The sequence below is a fragment of the Alteribacillus sp. JSM 102045 genome (assembly GCF_041949975.1).
Taxonomy (GTDB): domain Bacteria; phylum Bacillota; class Bacilli; order Bacillales; family Marinococcaceae; genus Alteribacillus.
On sequence record NZ_JBHFQG010000035.1, the window covers coordinates 17,819 to 37,194 of the forward strand.

Sequence of the window (19,376 nt, forward strand, 5' to 3'; positions counted from 1 at the left end):
TAAAATAAGAGTTCATATGTGAAATATATCACAAACTTAAAGCTGCGAAAATAAAAAAGCTTGAGTATTCAGTGAGTGTTTAGGACTCAGAGAAACAGGACAAAAGAGACAATTCTCGTTTTCTTTCTGATATGATAAGATATAGTGGTATTATTGTGTACAAATAAGATTCATTTTCATTTAATATACATAGGGTATTGAAGTTTTATTAAAAGAATAGGAGCGTATGGTTGTGAACATAGATATAGATGGGGTGAAAGTAAATTACCATGTTTCCGGTGAGGGAGCAGACGTTGTCCTTCTGCATGGATGGGGCGCTAATATTCAAGCTTTTGCTCCTGTTCATCAATCACTGGAAAAACATTTTAAAGTATGGTCAATTGAATTTCCGGGATTTGGTGAAAGTGAAGAACCACCTGAACCATGGACCGTTGGAGATTATACGGATATGCTCGGTAAATTTCTCAGTAAATTAGAAATTGACCGGCCCATTCTTGTTGGGCACTCATTTGGGGGAAGAGTTTCAATTAAATATGCCTCTTCGCACCCGGTTCGCAAAGTGGTTTTAGTAGACAGTGCCGGAATTAAGCCGAAACGAAAGCTGAAATATTACGTAAAGGTATATACCTATAAAGCGTTTAAAAAGCTTTTAAAACTTCCAGTTATTAAACGGTACGAAGAAGGGATTTTAAAAAAAGTTAAAGGGAAATTAGGATCAGCAGATTATAAAAATGTATCGGGCACGATGCAGCAGACGATGGTGAAAGTAGTTAATGAAGATTTACGCCATCACCTTCCTCATATAAAAGCACCAACACTGCTTGTATGGGGAGAAAATGATGAAGCGACCCCAGTAGAGGATGGTCGATTAATGGAGGAAATGATTCCTGATTCGGGTCTTGTAGTGCTCGAAAAAGCCGGCCACTATGCTTATTTGGATAAACTGAACCAATTTCTGATTGTGCTCGATTCTTTCCTTCAAAAGGATAAGGAGGGGCTAAACCGATGAATAGTGTATTAATAATTTTGTTTTTAGCAGCGTGGGGTTATTATACAGCCAGACTCATTAAGAAAAGTGCACATATGCTGCAATTAAACTCTTATCGTAATGAACGTTTTTGGCGCTGGATAATATCCAACATAAGCCGGGTGTTCTCGGTGCGGGATTATCTCCCTGTACTAGCACTCGTTCCATTTCTCTTCGGCAGTGAATTTTGGGCGCTGCTGACAGGGACAATTATTTTCGGAGTAATTACGTATACGATGAAAGAAGAGCAGGAAAAAAAGAAGCTTGTTATTACAGCAAGAGTAAAACGATTATTCGTTACGATTGCCATACTTTATGTTATAACAGCGGGCATTGGTTTGCTGCTTGGTACAGGAGAAGAAAGTTCTTTAATCTGGTTTATGATATTTGCCATTGGCGCTTCCATTGTGGCTTATTTTTACACTATGGCTGCAAATATTATTAATTGGCCGATTGAAAATCAAATTAATCAATATTATTTTCACGATGCAGAAAAAATTATAAAATCCATGCCTAACCTTGAAGTAATTGGGATAACAGGGAGTTATGGAAAAACAAGTACGAAACATATTGTAGAGACCGTCTTATCGTCTCAATTTAACGTTTTAAAAACCCCGGAGAGTTATAACACGAAAATGGGAGTTACCAGGACCGTTCGTTCTATGCTAAAGCCCTACCATGATATTTTCATAGCAGAAATGGGAGCAAAGCAAGAGAATGATATACAAGAAATATGTGAATTAGTTCATCAAAAATACGGAATTCTTACTGCTATTGGAGAACAGCACTTAGAAACGTTTAAAACGTTAGAAAACATTAAAAAGACGAAATTCGAATTGATAGAAACCCTTCCTCATGAAGGAACAGCTTTCCTAAATAAAGATGATCAAAACATTATGTCCTACCAGCAGCGGAATAAATGCCGCACGATTTATTATGGGGTAGAAGCAGATGATCTTCATTATCGTGCCGCAGAGATTAGTTACACCTCCAAAGGCTCGGAATTTATGGTGTACAAATATGATGGATCAGCTGTACAGATTCAAACTAAGCTGCTCGGTCAGCACAATATCTATAACATTCTTGCTGCGATAGCTATAGGATCAGAAAAAGGAATTTCTCTTGAAAAAATTGCAAGAGCAGTTAAGAAAGTTCAGCCAGTTGAACACCGGCTAGAACTAAAAAAACCTTCTGGTAACATAACAATTATTGATGACAGCTTTAATTCCAACCCTGTTGGTTCAAAAATGGCGCTTGAAGTATTGGGGCAAATGCCTGAATACAAAGTGTTAGTTACACCTGGAATGATAGAACTTGGGGAAAAAGAATATGAATTAAATAAAGCTTTCGCTGAACACGCTGCAGAGGTGTGCGACTTTGTGATATTAGTCGGAAAAAAACAAACCCGCCCTCTTCAGGATGGGCTTGCCGCAAAAGGATATCCTGAAAACCAGTATTATGTGGCATCAAACCTTCAAGATGCATTGGATAAAATGAATCAGGTAGCCGTGCAAAAATCCGTGGTGCTGTTGGAAAATGATTTACCTGATACTTTTAATGAGTGAGGAAGAGAGGGAAAATTGTAATGAAAACCAGAGTAGGTGTATTTTTTGGTGGGGTTTCAGTAGAACATGAGGTATCCGTTATCTCTGCCCTCCAAGCAATGAAAGCAATGGATGACAGCCAATATGAAGCAGTCCCTGTTTACATCAGCAAGGACCGCAATTGGTATACAGGAGAAGAACTTCTTGACATTGAAGTATATAAAGATTTAAAACAGCTTTTAGAAAACGCTCAGAAAGTGTCGGTAGCTAAATCAGATAACGGAAATGTGGTATTACAAAAAGATCCGGTTCCGAAGTTTGGGAAACGAACAGTGGCTGAGATTGACGTAGCTTTTCCTATTGTTCACGGTACGTTTGGAGAGGATGGGGTTCTGCAGGGTCTTTTTGAGTTATATGACCTTCCTTACGTTGGCTGTGACGTAATGTCTTCTGCTGTTGGTATGGATAAAGTAATGATGAAGCAAATGCTTAGAGATTCCAACCTTCCTATTTTGGATTATGTTTGGTTTTACAGCAGTCACTGGACCGATGATAGTGAAGAGATTATTAATATGATTGAAGAACGTCTTGGTTTCCCCGTTATAGTGAAGCCGGCTAACCTGGGCTCAAGCGTTGGAATTAGTAAAGCAGAAAATCGTGAGGAGCTTGAGGAAGCTGTAGAAGAAGCGATGTCTTTTGCTTCGAAAATCTTAGTGGAATATATGGTGCAGGATATGAAGGAAGTAAACTGCTCGGTTCTTGGCGATTATGAAGAAGTAGAAGCTTCCGTTATTGAAGAAGTCCTGAAAACAGAAGAGATATTAAGCTACCAGGATAAGTATCAAGGGGGAGGAAAAAGCGGTGATGCAGCAAAAGGAATGGAAAGCACAGATCGTGTTATTCCTGCGCCTTTAGACGACGCTCGTACAATAGAAGTTCAGGAACTCGCAAAGGACACTTTTCAAATCCTTGGCTGCAGCGGGGTATCCCGTATAGACTTCTTAATTGACCAAGCTAAAGATAAGGTTTACGTAAACGAAATCAATACTATTCCCGGGTCTTTATCCTTTTACCTATGGGATCCAGCAGGGAAGAATTATACCCAATTAACTCATCAGCTTATTCAGCTGGCTTTAAAACGAAAACGAGAAAGAGACAAATTGACATTTTCTATTGACTCTAACCTTTTCTCCCTCCAAAGTGCAGAGGGTGTAAAAAGCGGTTCAAAGTCTAATAATTTATAGCTGCTTCAGAGAAGTAATAACCGTCTAAAACAATGAGACGGTTATTTTATTGTTTTAAATCGTTTCTAATTATTGAAGGTCATTTTAAAATAATTAATCTATAAAATCTTAAAAAATCCTTGCAACTAATCACCGCTATAAGATATAATATCATATGTCAGCAAGAGAGGTTACTCTTTGCTGCATATGTGGCCCGTTGGTCAAGTGGTTAAGACACCGCCCTTTCACGGCGGTAACAGGGGTTCGAATCCCCTACGGGTCACCATTAATTTTTTTATTTTACATATCGGACAACCATTGACAAACATAAGGTTGTTTGTTTAAAATAGAACGGTGCCTTTTTTAAATGGAGGGGTAGCGAAGTTGGCCAAACGCGGCAGACTGTAAATCTGCTCCCTCTGGGTTCGGCGGTTCGAGTCCGTCCCCCTCCACCATTTATTTGTTTAAAATTTGTACTTCAGGCCAAACTAGTGTACAATACATTTTAGCTGCTTTTTAAAGTATATAAGATGTGTATAATGAAACATAAGAAAATTTACAATAAGAGCCATTAGCTCAGATGGTAGAGCATCTGACTTTTAATCAGAGGGTCGGAGGTTCGAATCCTCCATGGCTCACCATTTCATTGAAAAAATGACTACATAATATATATTTTTGAATGTACAGGACGCGGAAGTAGTTCAGTGGTAGAACACTACCTTGCCAAGGTAGGGGTCGCGGGTTCGAATCCCGTCTTTCGCTCCATTATGCGGGTGTAGTTTAGTGGTAAAACCTCAGCCTTCCAAGCTGATGTCGTGGGTTCGATTCCCATCACCCGCTCCATTATACATATTGGGGCCTTAGCTCAGATGGGAGAGCGCCTGCTTTGCACGCAGGAGGTCAGCGGTTCGATCCCGCTAGGCTCCACCATACATAATAATTAATAAAACCACAGTGAATGTACTGTGGTATTTTTATTGTTTAGGAAATTATGTTTTTACAAGTTGTGGATAACTATCTCCATATTGTTTGATCCGCGTCTAGCTTCAGCGCCCAGCCTCTTGGGCTTAAATAACCTCCATTCATGAAAGGCAAAGAGCGCCTTTCATGACTGAAGAACATTTACCTGTCGACGCTGAACAGGGCGCTTGCGCTTTTGTTCTTTTAAAGTTTTAATTTTGTGTGTGCCGGGGATTTTCATAAAATTCTTCCACCTGCGTGTAAATAGACAGAAGCTCATATAAAAGGATGAGTTCTGGTGGAAAGTGTGTCGGGTGCTGATCGTTATTTTGGGTGATTTCTTCATTTCCTTCCCAAAATAATTCCATTAATTGCCGGACTCGTTTTTGATGAATAAGCGGATTGTAATGAGAATCGCTTTTCATGCTTTTTGCTAAGTAACGAACAGCTTCCATAATGATCGATTTTTCTTCTGCTGTCCATGAAATCGTGTCTAATGGAGTGTTTAAGACGTTGGCTATATGATAACGAATTAAACGCAGCCGAACTAATTGGTGCTGTGCAAGATAAAACAAATCTTTTTCACTTCCAGCTAACGGATGGAATTTTGATTCGTCTTTTTGAAACCGAATAAGCGTTTCTGTTTTATGTAATTTTTTATCTAACTGCTCAATAATTTCTTTTTGACTGCTTTCTTCTTGGTTGTTTTCTAGAACCTTTCTAAACAATTTCTCAACAGCAGTTCCTGTATTTTGGGCCATTTTATTAATGTTTCGAATAATGTCCTGCGTATAATCCGGCGGGAAAACAAACATGTTTACGGCGGTGGAAACTAACAAACCGATTGTGGTTGTTCCTAACCTAATAAAAAAGGAAATAAAATAATTATCGTGCAGAACTTCAACCATTGCTACAGAAGTAAGGGTGGCAACTAAAAGACCAGCATGCAATTTAAGTTTCACACAAGTAGCAATTGTAAATACTGCCGCAAGTGCATAGGTTATTGGAGAATGGTCGAAAAAATAAATGAACAGCACGGCATAAAAAGAACCAAAGACGGAAGCCGGCAGACGAATGATCCCTTTTTTAATAGAATCTGAAACAGTGGGTTCTAAAGTGACAATTGCTGTAATGACAGCAAACACAGGCGGCCAGCCTAAGATTTGGCATATCCATGCTGTTATTAAAATGGCGACTCCTGTTTTGATTACCCGGTTTCCAGCAAATTGAAATCGTTTCATATCTTTTTCTCACCTTCATAAGTCTATCATACACGATTGGGCATCGTGAGAATAGATAAGGCCTGACTCCATAATGAAGTCAGGCCTTACATACGTCAAATCTGTTAAGCTTTTGCTGCTGATAATGTATTATCATATCTATTTAAAAGTTGGTCGAGTTCTTTACTTAAATTCACCACTTCTTCAGAAAAAAGTGGTTTATTCCAAGCGATATGATTTAATTTTTCTCTTTTCGTTTCAATTTCCCTAAGCAAGGTTTGCTCAGACATTATTGTTCACTCCCGTATGGATGATTATTTAATTTTATTTTTACCCATTTCCAAAGATTTGAAAACACTATTTTTCCATTTTCACAGAATTGTAAATTTATCCCCTATCTGCAAGAAGAGATGTTATAATTAATTTCGTAGAAAAAAATGTCAATCAAACGTTTGATTAATAGAATAACTCGAACTAAGAGTTATTCGTTTTTGTATGAATGAAAACGTCCAAAACAATTTTAAAAATATGAAACCTGTGGAGAGGCGAATTCGTAAGGAAGAGACCCGCAAAGTGGGTGGAGGTCTAGATATGGATGCGGTAGTAGAACGGCTGATTAGAGAAATAAAAAGAGAAAAAGATCAGGAAGCATTTGCAGAGCTGGTAGATTTGTATAAAGATAAAGTTTATCAAATTGCTTACCGGATGACCGGGAACAGCCACGAAGCGCAGGATATGGCTCAAGAATCATTTTTAAGAGCTTATGCCAACTTAGAAAGTTATGATGAAAAGAGAAAGTTTTCGACGTGGTTGTTTCGTATTACAACAAATTTATGCATCGACCGTCTGCGTAAAAAAAAGCCTGATTACTCCTTGGACGCTGAGATACAAGGCACAGAAGGGCTGACTGGTTATTCCCAAATTGCAGCTTCCGAAAAGCTTCCTGAAGAACAAGTGGTTACATTAGAAATGCAGGAATGGGTGCAGCGGGAAATTTCCTATTTGCCGCCAAAGTATCGTTCCGCTATTATATTACGATACATAGAAGGTTTGCACATAAAAGAAATTAGTGAAATTTTAGATCTGCCGGAAAACACTGTTAAGACTCACATACATAGAGGCCGTGAAGCCTTGCGCAAACGGCTGGGAAATGCGTAAGGAGGGAGGAATAAAGGATGGCATGTGAAAAAAAGTACGAAATACAACTGCACAAATACTTGGATGGGGAAATGATTGATTCGGAGCGTACCGAGTTTTACCGGCACTTAGAAGCATGTGAGGAGTGTTCGGCCCATTACAAAGAACTGAAAAAAGCAGTTATGCTTGTACAGAGCTCCTCCCATATTGAAGCGCCTGCTGGCTTTACGGAAGCTGTAAGGAATAACCTTCCTCGTGAAAAGAAACGGAAGCATTGGAAAAATTGGATGAAACAGCATCCTGTCTTAGTAGCTGCATCATTGTTTGTTTTTTTAATGGCCTCCAGTTTATTATCTGTTTGGAATGAACAATCTGGTGAAGGAGTTTCGGTAGTCGGCGGACAAGGTGTAGAGATTGACCGGGAAAACGACACGGTGATTGTTCCAGAAGGAGAAACGGTTGATGGCGATCTTCTTGTCAAAAACGGAAGCGTCGAGGTGAAAGGGGAAATAACCGGAAATTTAACTGTTATAAATGGAGAACAATATTTAGCTTCAGCTGGCAAGGTTGCTGGGGAGATTGAACAAGTAGACCAGGCTCTGGAATGGTTTTGGTATCATACAAAACGGATCGTTTCCGATGTCTTCTCTTTTGAAGAGAACAATAAAGAAGAGCAAAAATAAAGGTTTCATATATATTATAAAAGGAAAAATGAAACAAAGCCGATACCCAGGACGTCTAATTCCTGGGTGTTTTTTTTATAACGGAAGAAAGTCTTTTTTAAAAATAAGGTTTTCTCTGCATAAATATGAAGATAAATCGAATTTCTATTATTAAAACAGAAAAAGTGTACGTAACCTGTAAGGCGAATAGGAAAAGATATATGCTATAATAAATTTATTGTTTTCTTTTTCTTGCAAGAGCTAATTGGAGGAAGAGCGATGTTGCCTGGAGACGACTTTCAATTTTTAAATATGTTAGGTACAGTTGTAGATATCTCGCTAGTAGCGTATGTTATTTATAAATTGATAACTGTTATTCGCGGAACACGGGCTGTACAGCTTCTAAAGGGGATAACTGTCATATTAGCTGTTTGGTTTTTAAGCAGCTTCTTTGGACTGCGTACTTTACAGTACATTATGTCCCAGGCCGTTACATACGGGCTTTTAGCTATTATCATTATTTTTCAGCCGGAACTAAGACGCGCCCTTGAACAGTTAGGAAGAGGCCGGCTATTTGGACGTTCCGCCACCCCGGAAGAAGAAAATTCAGTTAAAACAGTAGAAGCAATTATGAAATCAGTGAAGTATATGGCAAAACGCCGCATTGGCGCACTGCTGTCCATTGAAAAGGAAACGGGAATGAATGATTACGTTGAAACTGGTATACCTATGAATGCTACAGTTACTTCGGAGCTGTTGATTAATACATTTATACCGAATACCCCGCTTCACGATGGAGCAGTTATTATGCGAAATAATGAAATTGCAGCTGCAGCGTGCTATCTTCCATTGTCGGAAAACCCTTTTATTTCAAAAGAGCTGGGTACTCGTCATCGCGCCGCTTTAGGAATTAGTGAAGTTACCGATTGTTTAACCATTGTAGTCTCAGAGGAAACAGGCAGTATTTCTGCAACCAAGAATGGAGATTTACATAGAGATCTCGATGAAGATACTTTACGGGCAATGCTGGAGCGCGAATTAATTGCTGACGTGAAAAACACCTCTGGTCTGTGGCAATGGGGAGGCAAAAAAGATGGATAAGTTATTTAATAATCACTGGTTTGTCAAATTTGTCTCCTTGCTGATTGCAGTAATGCTTTATATGATGGTTAATATGAATAATATCAGCAATCAGCCAGGTGTGCTTCCGGACAATAATGATGAAAGCTCCTATACAATTAACGATGTGGAAGTTAATGCTTATTATGATGATGAAGAATACGCAGTGGCGGAGATGGAAGAAACAGTAGATGTGGAGCTGAGAGGTCCTCAAACGTCTATCATGCTGTTTCAACTATCAAGGCCGGCATATGAGGTTTATGTCGATCTGGAAGACAAAGGCCCTGGTGTTCACAATGTCCGGCTGGAATACCGTGATTTCCCTGCTGACCTGGATGTTTCGATCAACCCGCGCTTTACAAGTGTGGAACTTCAGCAGCTGGAAACCGTGAATTACCCGGTTGAGGTAGACCTGGTTAATGAAGAGGAAGCGGAAGATGGATATACTTTTGGAGGAGCAAGAGTCAATCCTTCTGAAGTAAAAGTGAAAGCTCCCCAACCTGTCCATGAACAAATCGAAACCTTAAAAGCTTTTGCAGACGTCGATGGGGCGGATGGAAGAATTGAATCAGAGTCTGAGGTAATCGCATATGACCAAAATGGAAATGAACTGGATGTTCCAATTGAGCCGGAAACAGTAGATATAGAAGTACCTGTTACAAGTCCTTTCCGAAAGGTTCCTATAAATTTATCGAGGGAAGGGACGCTTCCAGATGATTTGAGTATTGAATCGCTAAACATGGAACCGACTGAAGTGACCATTTTTGGCCCGCTGTCGCAAATAGAAGACATAAATACAGTTGAGGCTGTTTTGGACTTATCCGAAATCGAGGATGACGGGGTAATTGAATTAGATTTAATAGCTCCTGAAGGAATAGAGAGAGTAAAACCAGAAAAAGTAGATGTTGAAGTGGAAATTGGAGAACAAGAAGAAACGGCGTTTGAAGATATTCCGATTGAAATTGAGAACATTCCAGAGCATTATTCACTTGAAATTATCGAGCCTGCACAAGGGTATACAGACGTGACCATTTATGGTTCCTCTTCTGTATTAAATGATTTAAATCAAGAAGACATTTCTTTAACTGCTGACTGGGAGGACCGAGAGGAAGGAGGCAGTCCCCAAAAGCTGCCTGTACAAACCTCGGGTCCTTCTGAGATAAAGGTCGAACCTGATATAGATGAAATTGAAGTAGAATGGACAGAAGAAGCTGAGGGGTGACTTCTCCATTGGAGAAGCAATTCCTAATAGGCCTGAAATCTGCTATAGCCAGTACATCTTGTTGAACTGAAGGAGAGATGGAGTATGGGTAAGTATTTTGGAACGGACGGAGTGCGAGGTATAGCTAACACTGAACTGACGCCTGAGTTAGCGTTTCGTCTTGGCCGTGCAGGAGGATATGTCCTGACAAAGGATGCAGAACATCCAAAAATTCTAATTGGACGGGACACAAGAATTTCAGGAGAAATGCTGGAAGGAGCACTTATTTCCGGGCTATTATCCATGGGGGTAGAAGTAATGCGTCTTGGTGTTATTTCAACGCCAGGTGTGTCTTACCTTACAAAAGCTGTTAGCGCACAAGCTGGTGTAATGATTTCAGCTTCCCACAATCCGGTGGAAGATAACGGAATTAAGTTTTTTGGTTCAGATGGTTTTAAGTTATCAGAGGACCAGGAAAGTGAAATTGAAAGTTTATTGGATGGAGATGACTCATTACCTCGTCCAACCGGAAAAGACGTTGGAATAGTTAATGACTATTTTGAAGGCGGCCAAAAATACCTGCAATTTTTAAAGCAAACGGTTAATGAAGATTTTTCTGGACTTCATATTGCTCTTGATTGCGCACATGGTGCAGCCTCATCGCTTGCTCCGCACCTATTCGCTGATTTAGACGCCGATATTTCTACTATCGGCAACAATCCGGACGGTGTTAATATTAATGACGGAGTTGGATCGACTAATCCTGAGAAACTTGCTGCTTTTGTGAAAGAAAAAGGCGCTGATGTAGGACTGGCCTTCGACGGAGATGCTGATCGATTGATTGCTGTAGATGAGAAAGGTCAGTATGTAGATGGCGACAAAATTATGTATATTTGTGCTAAGTATTTAAAACAGGAAGCTATGCTTTCTCACAACACCGTAGTAACTACTGTTATGAGTAATCTGGGGCTCTACAAAGCTCTCGAGAAACTTGGTATTGCAACGAAAAAAACAGCAGTAGGCGACCGATACGTAATGGAAGAAATGCGCCAGGGCGGATATAGTCTAGGAGGAGAACAATCCGGACATATTATCTTTCTTGACCACGTAAAAACGGGAGACGGGATGCTTACGGCCCTGCAGCTGGTGGATATTATTCAAGCTTCTGGGAAACCGCTATCTGAGCTTGCAGGAGAGATGGAAAAATTCCCGCAAAAACTCGTTAATGTACGAGTGACAGACAAATATGAAGTTAGCTCCAACCCTTATGTCAAAGAGGCGATAGAAAGAGTAGAAGCAGATATGGGAGGTAACGGGCGTATACTAGTGCGTCCTTCGGGTACAGAACCCTTAGTTCGCGTTATGGCAGAAGCAGAAACAGAAATCCTTTGTGATAAATATGTAGAAGAAATTGCTTCTGTGGTGGAAAAACATATGGGTCAAAAAGAAGAAGCATAAATAATAAGACACAGCCTGCACAAACTACGCGGGCTGTGCATAGCTTATTAATGTACGGTTTAAAAGATAAAACTGCGCCCTTTTTATGTCTCATGTCAGTCAGGCGTTTGATTGGGTAATAAATGGGGTAAGGTCTCTGCAGGCTTTCTTTACGGTTAATTGTTTTTATACTGGTAGGCGTTTTTATGCAGCTTCCTTTACAATAAGGACGGATGTTCTAATGAAATTATTTGAATAAGTCAACAGCCTGTAGTAAGATGGATCAAGATTTTAAGGTAAAGACAAGGGGGATAGCCACAACTTCATAATCAAAAGCGCCCGGACTGCTCTCGACCGGACGAAACGAAAGAGCAGTTGACGAGGAGGAGGTTCATCGATTGATCGGCGGATGCCTCCCGGTTGCACGTCACAACCGCAAATTCAGGTTGAAACCATAGAGGTGACTCTGTGAACAAAAACCTGGATAATGACGAGATCATATATAAACAGCTGATTAATAAAGAGAAGAGCGGGGCGTGGTATGCCCCGCAGCATACCATGGCTCCGCCGAGGAGGTCATGACAGTATGTGTGGAATTGTAGGATATATCGGAGGAGAACAAGCAAAAGATATACTCATTAAAGGATTGCATAAACTCGAATATCGCGGCTATGACTCAGCAGGCATCGCCCTTGTGGATGAAAATGGAATTAATTTGTATAAAGAAAAGGGACGAATTTCCGAATTAGAAAAAACAATTGGAAAAGAAGCAGCCGGAACAACGGGTATTGGTCACACGCGCTGGGCAACTCACGGTGCACCAAGTAAAGAAAATGCCCATCCGCATCAAAGTGCGAGCAAGCGTTTTACGCTCGTTCATAACGGTGTGATTGAAAATTACCAGCAGCTCAAACGTGATTATTTGCAAAATGTTGAGCTTTTAAGTGAAACAGATACCGAAGTAATTGTTCAGCTCATTGAAACATTTGTAGAAAAAGGGGAAAGCACGGAAGATGCATTCCGCCGCACACTTTCTATGTTACACGGTTCTTATGCCATCGCTTTGGTAGATAATCAGAACAACAAAACGATATATGTCGGAAAAAACAAAAGCCCTCTTCTTGTAGGTCTCGGTGATGGAGTGAATGTAGTAGCATCCGATGCAATGGCAATGCTTCATATTACAAAAGAGTTCATTGAAATCATGGACCAGGAAGTGGTCATTGTTAAAAAAGACAGTGTCGAGGTAAAAACACTCGATGGCTCTAAGGTAGAACGACAGTCGTTTACGACGGATATCGATGAAAGCGATACAGAAAAAGGCACATACAACCATTTTATGCTAAAAGAAATCGATGAGCAGCCGTTTGTCATCCGTAATATCATCCAGAAATATCAAAACGAGAACGGTGATATTAAGCTTGATGAAGATATTCGTAAAGCAATCAATGAAGCAGACCGCGTCTATGTTATTGCTGCCGGAACCAGCTATCATGCAGGTCTTGTCGGTAAGGAACTTATGGAAAAGGTAGCAAAAAAACCTGTAGAAGTTCACATAGCCAGCGAATTTTTATATAATGAGCCGATGCTTTCCGAAAAACCGCTCTTTATCTTTATTTCACAAAGCGGCGAAACCGCAGATTGCCGCGGTGTATTAGTAAACGTGAAAAAACAAGGCCACAAAGCCTTAACTATTACTAACGTGCCTGGTTCCACTTTATCACGTGAAGCAGATTTTACTCTTCATACGTACGCTGGACCCGAAATTGCAGTGGCGTCCACCAAAGCATATACAGCTCAAATGGCGGTGTTTTCTATCCTAGCCATGGATAGCTCCCGTGCTCAAGGGATAGACACAGACTTTGACGCCATTCAGCAACTTGGCTTAATTGCAAATGCAATGGAAGCACTATGCGACCAAAAAGATAAAATGGAACAAATTGCACGTGATTATATGTTTGAAACGAGAAATTGTTTCTTTATTGGCCGTGCGATTGATTACCATGTAGTGCAAGAAGGTGCCCTAAAGTTAAAAGAAATTTCTTATATCCAAGCAGAAGGCTTTGCCGGCGGGGAACTGAAGCATGGAACCATTGCTTTAATTGAAGAAGGGACTCCAGTCGTAGCAGTAACCACTCAAAAGCATGTGAACCTAAATATTCGAGGAAATGTTCAAGAAGTGGTTGCCCGTGGAGCGAATGCGTGCATTATAAGCACGGAGTCAACGAAAGAAGAAGGCGATCAAATCGTACTGCCAGATATCCACGAGCTCATGACTCCGCTTGTTTCCGTAGTACCGCTTCAGCTTATTGCTTATTACGCAGCGCTGCATAGAGGCTGCGACGTGGATAAACCTAGAAATCTAGCGAAAAGCGTCACTGTTGAATAAATGAAAATAACTTTGTCCTTGTATTGTGAGTTACTAGTTAACTATGTATTTACAATAAAATGAAGGTTTTTTAAACCCTAACGTGCAGGATCTTACGTTAGGGTTTTTATAATGATTGGATTTAACATTTTGATGTATGAAAACAGTTACAAGCACAGCCCTTTTATTCTATAGTAGAGCCAATTTGTTGTAAAATGGATTGTAATGAACACCATTTAATTGGGAGACTGAAACATAATCGTTGAAATGCAGTTCTCCTAAATAGATCTCTGACACCTGTCCCGAACCTTTTGGTAGTTCCCTACGGTTGATCAACTTTAAATCTATTCAACCAAAAAAATAATAAAATAAGATAAAACGAACAAATTGTTATAAGTGGACAATTATAAGAGGTACAAAGAGTATATGGGAGAAAAACATCCATGACGCACGCTTACATACTATTTTCATAAATAGATAGATATGTGTTATTCTAATTTTGTTCACAACGGGCGACTTTTGTAAGAGACAAAAGTCATTAAAAATCAAATATGTAGAGAAGAGGTGTTGGGTTGAATTTTCAATCTATCAAACAGGAGTGGTTTGGCAACGTAAGAGGAGATGTACTAGCCGGTATTGTTGTTGCGCTTGCTCTTATCCCGGAGGCAATTGCTTTTTCCATCATTGCGGGCGTTGACCCAATGGTAGGACTGTATGCTTCGTTTTGTATTGCTGTCGTTATTGCCTTTGTCGGTGGAAGGCCAGGAATGATTTCAGGTGCAACCGGTGCGATGGCTCTTCTTATGATTACTCTTGTCGCAGATCATGGTCTTCAATATTTGCTGGCAGCTACGATATTAACAGGTATCCTCCAAATATTGTTCGGTGTATTTAAATTGTCTAAAGTTATGAAGTTTGTCCCTCGTTCGGTTATGGTTGGATTTGTTAATGCGTTAGCTATTCTTATTTTCACCTCCCAACTGCAGCATTTTGTAGGTGAAACGTGGATTATGTACGCTTTAGTTGCATTAACTTTGGCTATTATTTACTTGCTTCCAAAGGTTACAACGGCTGTACCCTCAACATTAGTTGCCATTATCGTTGTTACAGCAATAGCAATTTTTGCAAATTTTGGAGTGCGAACAGTTGGAGATTTAGGTTCTCTTACGCAATCTCTTCCTGTCTTTATGCTTCCATCTATACCGTTAACATTTGAAACATTAGCTATTATTTTTCCTTATGCTTTAGCCTTAACGATTGTAGGACAACTAGAGTCATTGTTAACAGCTTCTATTGTAGATGATATGACAGATACAGAAAGTGATAAAAACAAAGAGTGCAGAGGACAAGGTATTGCTAATATTGTCACAGGGTGTTTTGGCGGTATGGCAGGTTGTGCTATGATTGGCCAATCGGTCATAAACGTAAAATCAGGAGGAAACGGTCGGCTTTCTTCTTTAGTAGCCGGTGTCGCTTTGATGATTCTCATTATTGCTCTTGGCGGTGTGGTTGTACAAATTCCAATGGCTGCATTAGCCGGCGTTATGATCATGGTTTCTATCGGAACATTTGACTGGAGTTCATTAGCAAACATCCATAAAGTTCCAAAAACAGATTCTACAGTGATGGTTGTAACGGTAGCAACTGTAGTTATTACTCATGATTTATCTAAAGGGGTTTTGGCCGGCGTCTTATTAAGTGCCATCTTCTTTGTCAGTAAGATCTCAAGAATCCATGTGGAAGAAAAATTGGTTTCTGGCCAACAAAAGAAAATATATTCACTACGAGGTCAATTGTTTTTTGCTTCTGTTTCTGATCTCCCTAAAAAATTCAAGTATAACGATGAAATAAAAGAAGTAGAGATTGACTTAAGTGAAGCTCATTTATGGGATGATTCGGCTATTAATGCTTTGGATAAGATTGAAACTAAATTTGAGCAGCAAGAAATTAAAGTAACGTATGCGGGGTTAAATCCGGAAAGTAAGCAGTTGTTGAACAAAATAGGCGGATTAACCAAAGCTTCAGGACACTAAAACCTTCATAAATCTTAAAGACGATCACGTAAAAGTGGTCGTTTTTTTAGTGTTTAGGAAATTATATTTTTCGAATTGTGGATAACTATCTCCATATTGTTTGATCCGCGTCTAGCTTCAGCGCCCAGCCTCTCGGAGGCCCAAGACGGTTAAAGGAACTTTTGCTAGAATCGCAAACATCGTGTTCGCAACGCAAAAGTCAGCACATCCTGTGGAAGTAAGAGCGCCTTTAGTGACTGGAGAACATTTACCTGTCGAGGCTGATCAGGGCGCTTGCGCTTTTGTTCTTGCTTCTTTACAGGGAGAGCTAAGTTTCATAAGATATAGATAATTGAATAGACAGGAGGATAAATATGTATCAATACGTACTCATTGCAGCAGATGGGTCGGAACATGCCTATCGTGCAGCCCAGCATGCTGTTGGACTATTAGAGACTGGCGGAACTATTGATGTTGTCTATGTTATAGACGGCTCCAAATCTAAAACCGATGTACTGCATACAGGGGACAAAGAACTAATTACGAAAAAAAGACGCGAGAAACTTAAAAATATAGAAGAGTTGTTAAATGAAAAACAAGTATCTTACAATGTTCAGTTTTTACACGGGGAGCCAGGTCCTACCATTGTAAAACATGCCAATGATAATAAATATGATTGTATTGTTATGGGAAGTCGCGGTTTAAATAATTTGCAGAGTATGGTTTTAGGTAGTGTCAGTCATAAAGTAGCAAAGCGTGCGAACTGTCCTGTTATGATTGTAAAATAAAAGACCGCAGGAAGTTTATTTACCTGCAGTCTCACTTTTTATTTTCTGCTACTTGCATGTTAATTAAACTAAAGAGAGTTAGTTTTTTTTCTGCATACAGCAATGCCTAATGGATAGCGCACACCAGGACGCTTGGTGTTTTCTATAGAAACACCTTGCTGATAAAAAAATTGAACACTATCAAACATGTCATTTTCAGTGAATAATGTATGAAATTCGTGTTCTGTTAACTGGTGATAATGAAAAGGAGAGTTACAAGGTTTTCTTCTCCCTTGGCCGAATGGGGTAGATAAAACCATGGTACCGCCTGGTTTCAGCAAAGCGCTTATTTTTGTTAAAAAATCCCGGTCATCTGGTACATGCTCTATTGTTTCAAAAGAAATAATGGTATCAAATGTACCAATCTTATCTTTAAGCTTTGAATCAAGAACATCTCCCGTTTGAAATGTGAGTAATGGATGGTAATAAGTTTTTTTTGCATAATGAATGGTGTCAGGATCAATATCAACACCTAATATTTTTGTGATTTGTTTCTTTCTTGCTTTTGCTATCATTTGTGCTCCATACCCAGAACCGCAGGCAATGTCCAGTACATCTTTTTGAGCATAAGGTACAGCAAAATAATACCGGGCAAGGTGTTCAAGCAGCAACCCATTACTAGGCTTCATTTCTTTAGGAATAATTCTTTCTCCCGTATCTTTTAACACATGTGATCACCGCTATCTTAATTAGTAGACAATTATAATCATTAGAAAAACTCGGCTTGTCGCCGAGTCTTATGGCGGAAGACGTAGTTTTTCTTATACTTTGATCCTTTAGCAAAGTTAAATCTTCCTAAAGTATAAACGAAAACGTTCGTTACAATCAAACCTTCTAACATTCAGGTTATTCGTGTCCATTATTTCACATGATCTTTTCGTTATGATATATTTTCTGTGTACCCCTTAAATCCTCTAAATCCCCAGTAATAATTTTTCCCCAAACGATTCAAAAATGGAAAGGAAAAACCATTGAAAGAGTAAAAATATTTAAATCGTGAAGAACAAAAACAACTGAAAAGTCTGCAAACTCAATTAGAAGCGTGTAACTCTGATAAAGAAAGAAAACAATTAATAACAAAAATCGCATTACTGCGTGAAAAAGCTAAAATAAGAATCAGAAATAAAAAATAGAAGGGAGTTCTTTATGTCAGGTAAGGAACATGATGAGTTTGAAGCAGAACGAGCTCATCTCAAAAAGACCAAAGAATACATTCAGGAAGTATTAGAAAAGTCACTGAAAGATCAAAAAGGCTACCAAAGCAATATTAAACAAGCATTAGTGGAATTGGACCATTTAGATAGCAGTTTAAGTTATGTAAACACCTTATCAAACGCTCAATTACTTGAAATGACTAATAAGGAGTTCCGAAACTTATTAAAGGTAAAAGATAATCCATATTTCAGCCGTATTGATTTCACGCCAAAACATACGGGCGAAACTGAAGAAATGTATATTGGGAAGACGTCCTTAAGCAGAAAAGATACGCATGAACCCGTTATTGTTGATTGGCGATCTCCCATTGCGAACTTATATTATGATGGCAGCTTAGGAGAAGCAGCTTATGAGGCAGAAGGACAGACACATGAGGGAGATTTGTCTTTAAAAAGACAATATGTGATTGAAGATGGCGACTTGAAAGAAATAAGAGATATTGATATTACGGCACGGGATCAAATGCTGCAGGCTTCTCTTACGACGAATGCAGAAAAACGATTAAAAGATATTGTATCTACCATCCAAGCAGAACAAAATCGCATTATACGGGCTGAAATGAATAAGCCTTTAATTGTTCAAGGAGTGGCTGGCAGTGGAAAAACGACCATTGCGATGCACCGAATTGCTTACTTTATTTATACGTACGCCGAAAACTTTAATCCTTCAGAAATGATGATATTAGCACCAAGTAAACTGTTTCTTGATTATATTTCGGATGTTCTTCCAGAGCTTGGAGTGGAGGATGTAACCCAGACAACATTCCAAGATTTTTTTCAAGAGGCCATGGGAAAAAAGTTTACTTTTACAAAGTCGGATGAAAAGCTGCTGAAGCTTGTAGAAGGAGATCCCAAAGAAGACCTCGACACTTTATCCTGGGTTGCTCAATTTAAAGGTTCTATGCTGTGTAAAGAATTGATTGATCGGTATGCTGCTGATATCACAGACAATCTTATTGTGGAGGAAGATTTAAAACTGGATCGGTTTGTATTATTTGAAGGGAAAAAGGTGAAAGCTCTTTTTGAAGAGCAATACGCATATATGCCGCCTTTTCAACGCATAGAAAAAATCAAGAAAGTGATTTCAAATCAAGTCAAAACGAAGAAAAAAGACATTCTCCAAAAGGTTGAAGACATCTATGATAACCGGATTGAAAAGATTCGGTACAGTGTAAAAGATCCAGAAAAACGAAGAGAAAAAATTGTTAATGTCATGGATCAAAAAGAAGAATATTTAGAAAGATTAAAAAAAGAATCTAAAAATATAGTGAATCCTTACGTTAAGAAATTTAATAAAAGATAGCGTAAGATAGTTTGTGTAAGTTCCTTGAGACAAAAAAAGAGGTAGGGTATCCTCAGAATTAACGACCAAATCAACTCGAGAGGAGATGCCCTACCTATGTCTACTAGTATAGGACAAAATAA

15 protein-coding genes and 6 tRNA genes are annotated in these 19,376 nt (G+C 39.2%); 18 read left to right on the plus strand and 3 right to left on the minus strand.

Annotated elements, in window-relative coordinates:
- The first annotated feature begins 232 nt into the window (after positions 1 to 232).
- The 9 genes from ACE1TI_RS17710 to ACE1TI_RS17750 all read left to right on the plus strand — a co-directional run bounded on the left by ACE1TI_RS17710 (position 233) and on the right by ACE1TI_RS17750 (position 4,724).
- Positions 233 to 1,009 carry an alpha/beta fold hydrolase gene (locus ACE1TI_RS17710; RefSeq protein ID WP_375008880.1) on the plus strand — a complete coding sequence of 259 codons (777 nt, stop codon included), beginning with the start codon at positions 233 to 235 and terminating at the stop codon, positions 1,007 to 1,009.
- Positions 1,006 to 2,592: a UDP-N-acetylmuramoyl-tripeptide--D-alanyl-D-alanine ligase gene (locus tag ACE1TI_RS17715; RefSeq protein WP_375008881.1), complete on the plus strand. Its 1,587-nt coding sequence runs from the start codon at positions 1,006 to 1,008 to the stop codon at positions 2,590 to 2,592. Before ACE1TI_RS17710 ends, ACE1TI_RS17715 begins: the two co-directional genes overlap by 4 nt.
- 20 nt (positions 2,593 to 2,612) lie before the next feature.
- Positions 2,613 to 3,815, plus strand: a complete 1,203-nt coding sequence (locus ACE1TI_RS17720) for a D-alanine--D-alanine ligase family protein (RefSeq protein WP_375008882.1) — start codon at positions 2,613 to 2,615, stop codon at positions 3,813 to 3,815.
- 190 nt (positions 3,816 to 4,005) lie between these two features.
- Positions 4,006 to 4,080 (plus strand) — tRNA-Glu (locus ACE1TI_RS17725).
- Between the two features lie 83 nt (positions 4,081 to 4,163).
- A tRNA-Tyr gene (locus tag ACE1TI_RS17730) sits at positions 4,164 to 4,249 on the plus strand.
- A gap of 110 nt (positions 4,250 to 4,359) precedes the next feature.
- Positions 4,360 to 4,435, plus strand: a tRNA-Lys gene (locus ACE1TI_RS17735).
- A 49-nt stretch (positions 4,436 to 4,484) separates the two neighbouring features.
- Positions 4,485 to 4,559: transfer RNA gene (locus ACE1TI_RS17740), tRNA-Gly, on the plus strand.
- Positions 4,560 to 4,563: 4 nt separating this feature from the next.
- Positions 4,564 to 4,637 (plus strand) — tRNA-Gly (locus tag ACE1TI_RS17745).
- A gap of 11 nt (positions 4,638 to 4,648) precedes the next feature.
- A tRNA-Ala gene (locus ACE1TI_RS17750) sits at positions 4,649 to 4,724 on the plus strand.
- 242 nt (positions 4,725 to 4,966) lie between these two features.
- On the opposite strand, the gene ACE1TI_RS17755 is transcribed toward ACE1TI_RS17750, so the two are convergent.
- Positions 4,967 to 5,995 (minus strand): aromatic acid exporter family protein, encoded by a 1,029-nt coding sequence (locus tag ACE1TI_RS17755; protein WP_375008883.1) that lies wholly within the window; start codon positions 5,993 to 5,995, stop codon positions 4,967 to 4,969.
- A 104-nt stretch (positions 5,996 to 6,099) separates the two neighbouring features.
- The gene (locus ACE1TI_RS17760; RefSeq protein WP_375008884.1) at positions 6,100 to 6,264 is read right to left on the minus strand and encodes an aspartyl-phosphate phosphatase Spo0E family protein; all 165 of its coding nucleotides are present in this window, start codon (positions 6,262 to 6,264) and stop codon (positions 6,100 to 6,102) included.
- Positions 6,265 to 6,565: 301 nt separating this feature from the next.
- Here ACE1TI_RS17760 and sigW point away from each other — a divergent pair, with 301 nt between their 5' ends.
- The 8 genes from sigW to ACE1TI_RS17800 all read left to right on the plus strand — a co-directional run bounded on the left by sigW (position 6,566) and on the right by ACE1TI_RS17800 (position 16,698).
- Positions 6,566 to 7,132 carry an RNA polymerase sigma factor SigW gene (gene sigW, locus ACE1TI_RS17765; RefSeq protein ID WP_375008885.1) on the plus strand — a complete coding sequence of 189 codons (567 nt, stop codon included), beginning with the start codon at positions 6,566 to 6,568 and terminating at the stop codon, positions 7,130 to 7,132.
- A 17-nt stretch (positions 7,133 to 7,149) separates the two neighbouring features.
- A complete protein-coding gene (locus ACE1TI_RS17770; protein WP_375008886.1) occupies positions 7,150 to 7,794 on the plus strand; it encodes a zf-HC2 domain-containing protein in 645 nt (214 codons plus the stop codon).
- A 258-nt stretch (positions 7,795 to 8,052) separates the two neighbouring features.
- A complete protein-coding gene (cdaA, locus tag ACE1TI_RS17775; protein ID WP_375008887.1) occupies positions 8,053 to 8,874 on the plus strand; it encodes a diadenylate cyclase CdaA in 822 nt (273 codons plus the stop codon).
- Entirely contained in the window at positions 8,867 to 10,114 is a 1,248-nt protein-coding gene (locus ACE1TI_RS17780; protein WP_375008888.1) for a CdaR family protein, read from the plus strand. The genes cdaA and ACE1TI_RS17780 overlap by 8 nt, the downstream gene beginning before the upstream one ends.
- 84 nt (positions 10,115 to 10,198) lie before the next feature.
- Positions 10,199 to 11,551 carry a phosphoglucosamine mutase gene (gene glmM / locus ACE1TI_RS17785; RefSeq protein WP_375008889.1) on the plus strand — a complete coding sequence of 451 codons (1,353 nt, stop codon included), beginning with the start codon at positions 10,199 to 10,201 and terminating at the stop codon, positions 11,549 to 11,551.
- Between the two features lie 565 nt (positions 11,552 to 12,116).
- Positions 12,117 to 13,919, plus strand: a complete 1,803-nt coding sequence (gene glmS / locus ACE1TI_RS17790; protein WP_375008890.1) for a glutamine--fructose-6-phosphate transaminase (isomerizing) — start codon at positions 12,117 to 12,119, stop codon at positions 13,917 to 13,919.
- A 551-nt stretch (positions 13,920 to 14,470) separates the two neighbouring features.
- Complete coding sequence (locus ACE1TI_RS17795) at positions 14,471 to 15,931, plus strand: SulP family inorganic anion transporter (RefSeq protein WP_375008891.1); 1,461 nt, start codon at positions 14,471 to 14,473, stop codon at positions 15,929 to 15,931.
- A 353-nt stretch (positions 15,932 to 16,284) separates the two neighbouring features.
- Positions 16,285 to 16,698, plus strand: a complete 414-nt coding sequence (locus ACE1TI_RS17800) for a universal stress protein (protein WP_375008892.1) — start codon at positions 16,285 to 16,287, stop codon at positions 16,696 to 16,698.
- Positions 16,699 to 16,766: 68 nt separating this feature from the next.
- Here the strand turns inward: ACE1TI_RS17800 and ACE1TI_RS17805 are convergent, their stop codons facing one another.
- On the minus strand, positions 16,767 to 17,405 hold the full coding sequence (locus ACE1TI_RS17805; protein ID WP_375008893.1) for a class I SAM-dependent methyltransferase: 639 nt from the start codon (positions 17,403 to 17,405) through the stop codon (positions 16,767 to 16,769).
- Positions 17,406 to 17,883: 478 nt separating this feature from the next.
- Between ACE1TI_RS17805 and ACE1TI_RS17810 the strand changes: the two genes are divergently transcribed.
- Entirely contained in the window at positions 17,884 to 19,254 is a 1,371-nt protein-coding gene (locus tag ACE1TI_RS17810) for a HelD family protein (RefSeq protein WP_375008894.1), read from the plus strand.
- Positions 19,255 to 19,376 lie beyond the last annotated feature (122 nt).

Coding starts and splice junctions, on each gene's coding strand:
- ACE1TI_RS17800 (WP_375008892.1), top strand. CDS start 16,285: ATGTATCAATACGTACTCATTGCAGCAGATGGGTCGGAACATGCCTAT.
- cdaA (WP_375008887.1), top strand. CDS start 8,053: ATGTTGCCTGGAGACGACTTTCAATTTTTAAATATGTTAGGTACAGTT.
- glmS (WP_375008890.1), top strand. CDS start 12,117: ATGTGTGGAATTGTAGGATATATCGGAGGAGAACAAGCAAAAGATATA.
- ACE1TI_RS17715 (WP_375008881.1), top strand. CDS start 1,006: ATGAATAGTGTATTAATAATTTTGTTTTTAGCAGCGTGGGGTTATTAT.
- ACE1TI_RS17755 (WP_375008883.1), bottom strand. CDS start 5,995: ATGAAACGATTTCAATTTGCTGGAAACCGGGTAATCAAAACAGGAGTC.
- ACE1TI_RS17770 (WP_375008886.1), top strand. CDS start 7,150: ATGGCATGTGAAAAAAAGTACGAAATACAACTGCACAAATACTTGGAT.
- glmM (WP_375008889.1), top strand. CDS start 10,199: ATGGGTAAGTATTTTGGAACGGACGGAGTGCGAGGTATAGCTAACACT.
- sigW (WP_375008885.1), top strand. CDS start 6,566: ATGGATGCGGTAGTAGAACGGCTGATTAGAGAAATAAAAAGAGAAAAA.
- ACE1TI_RS17720 (WP_375008882.1), top strand. CDS start 2,613: ATGAAAACCAGAGTAGGTGTATTTTTTGGTGGGGTTTCAGTAGAACAT.
- ACE1TI_RS17780 (WP_375008888.1), top strand. CDS start 8,867: ATGGATAAGTTATTTAATAATCACTGGTTTGTCAAATTTGTCTCCTTG.
- ACE1TI_RS17760 (WP_375008884.1), bottom strand. CDS start 6,264: ATGTCTGAGCAAACCTTGCTTAGGGAAATTGAAACGAAAAGAGAAAAA.
- ACE1TI_RS17810 (WP_375008894.1), top strand. CDS start 17,884: ATGTCAGGTAAGGAACATGATGAGTTTGAAGCAGAACGAGCTCATCTC.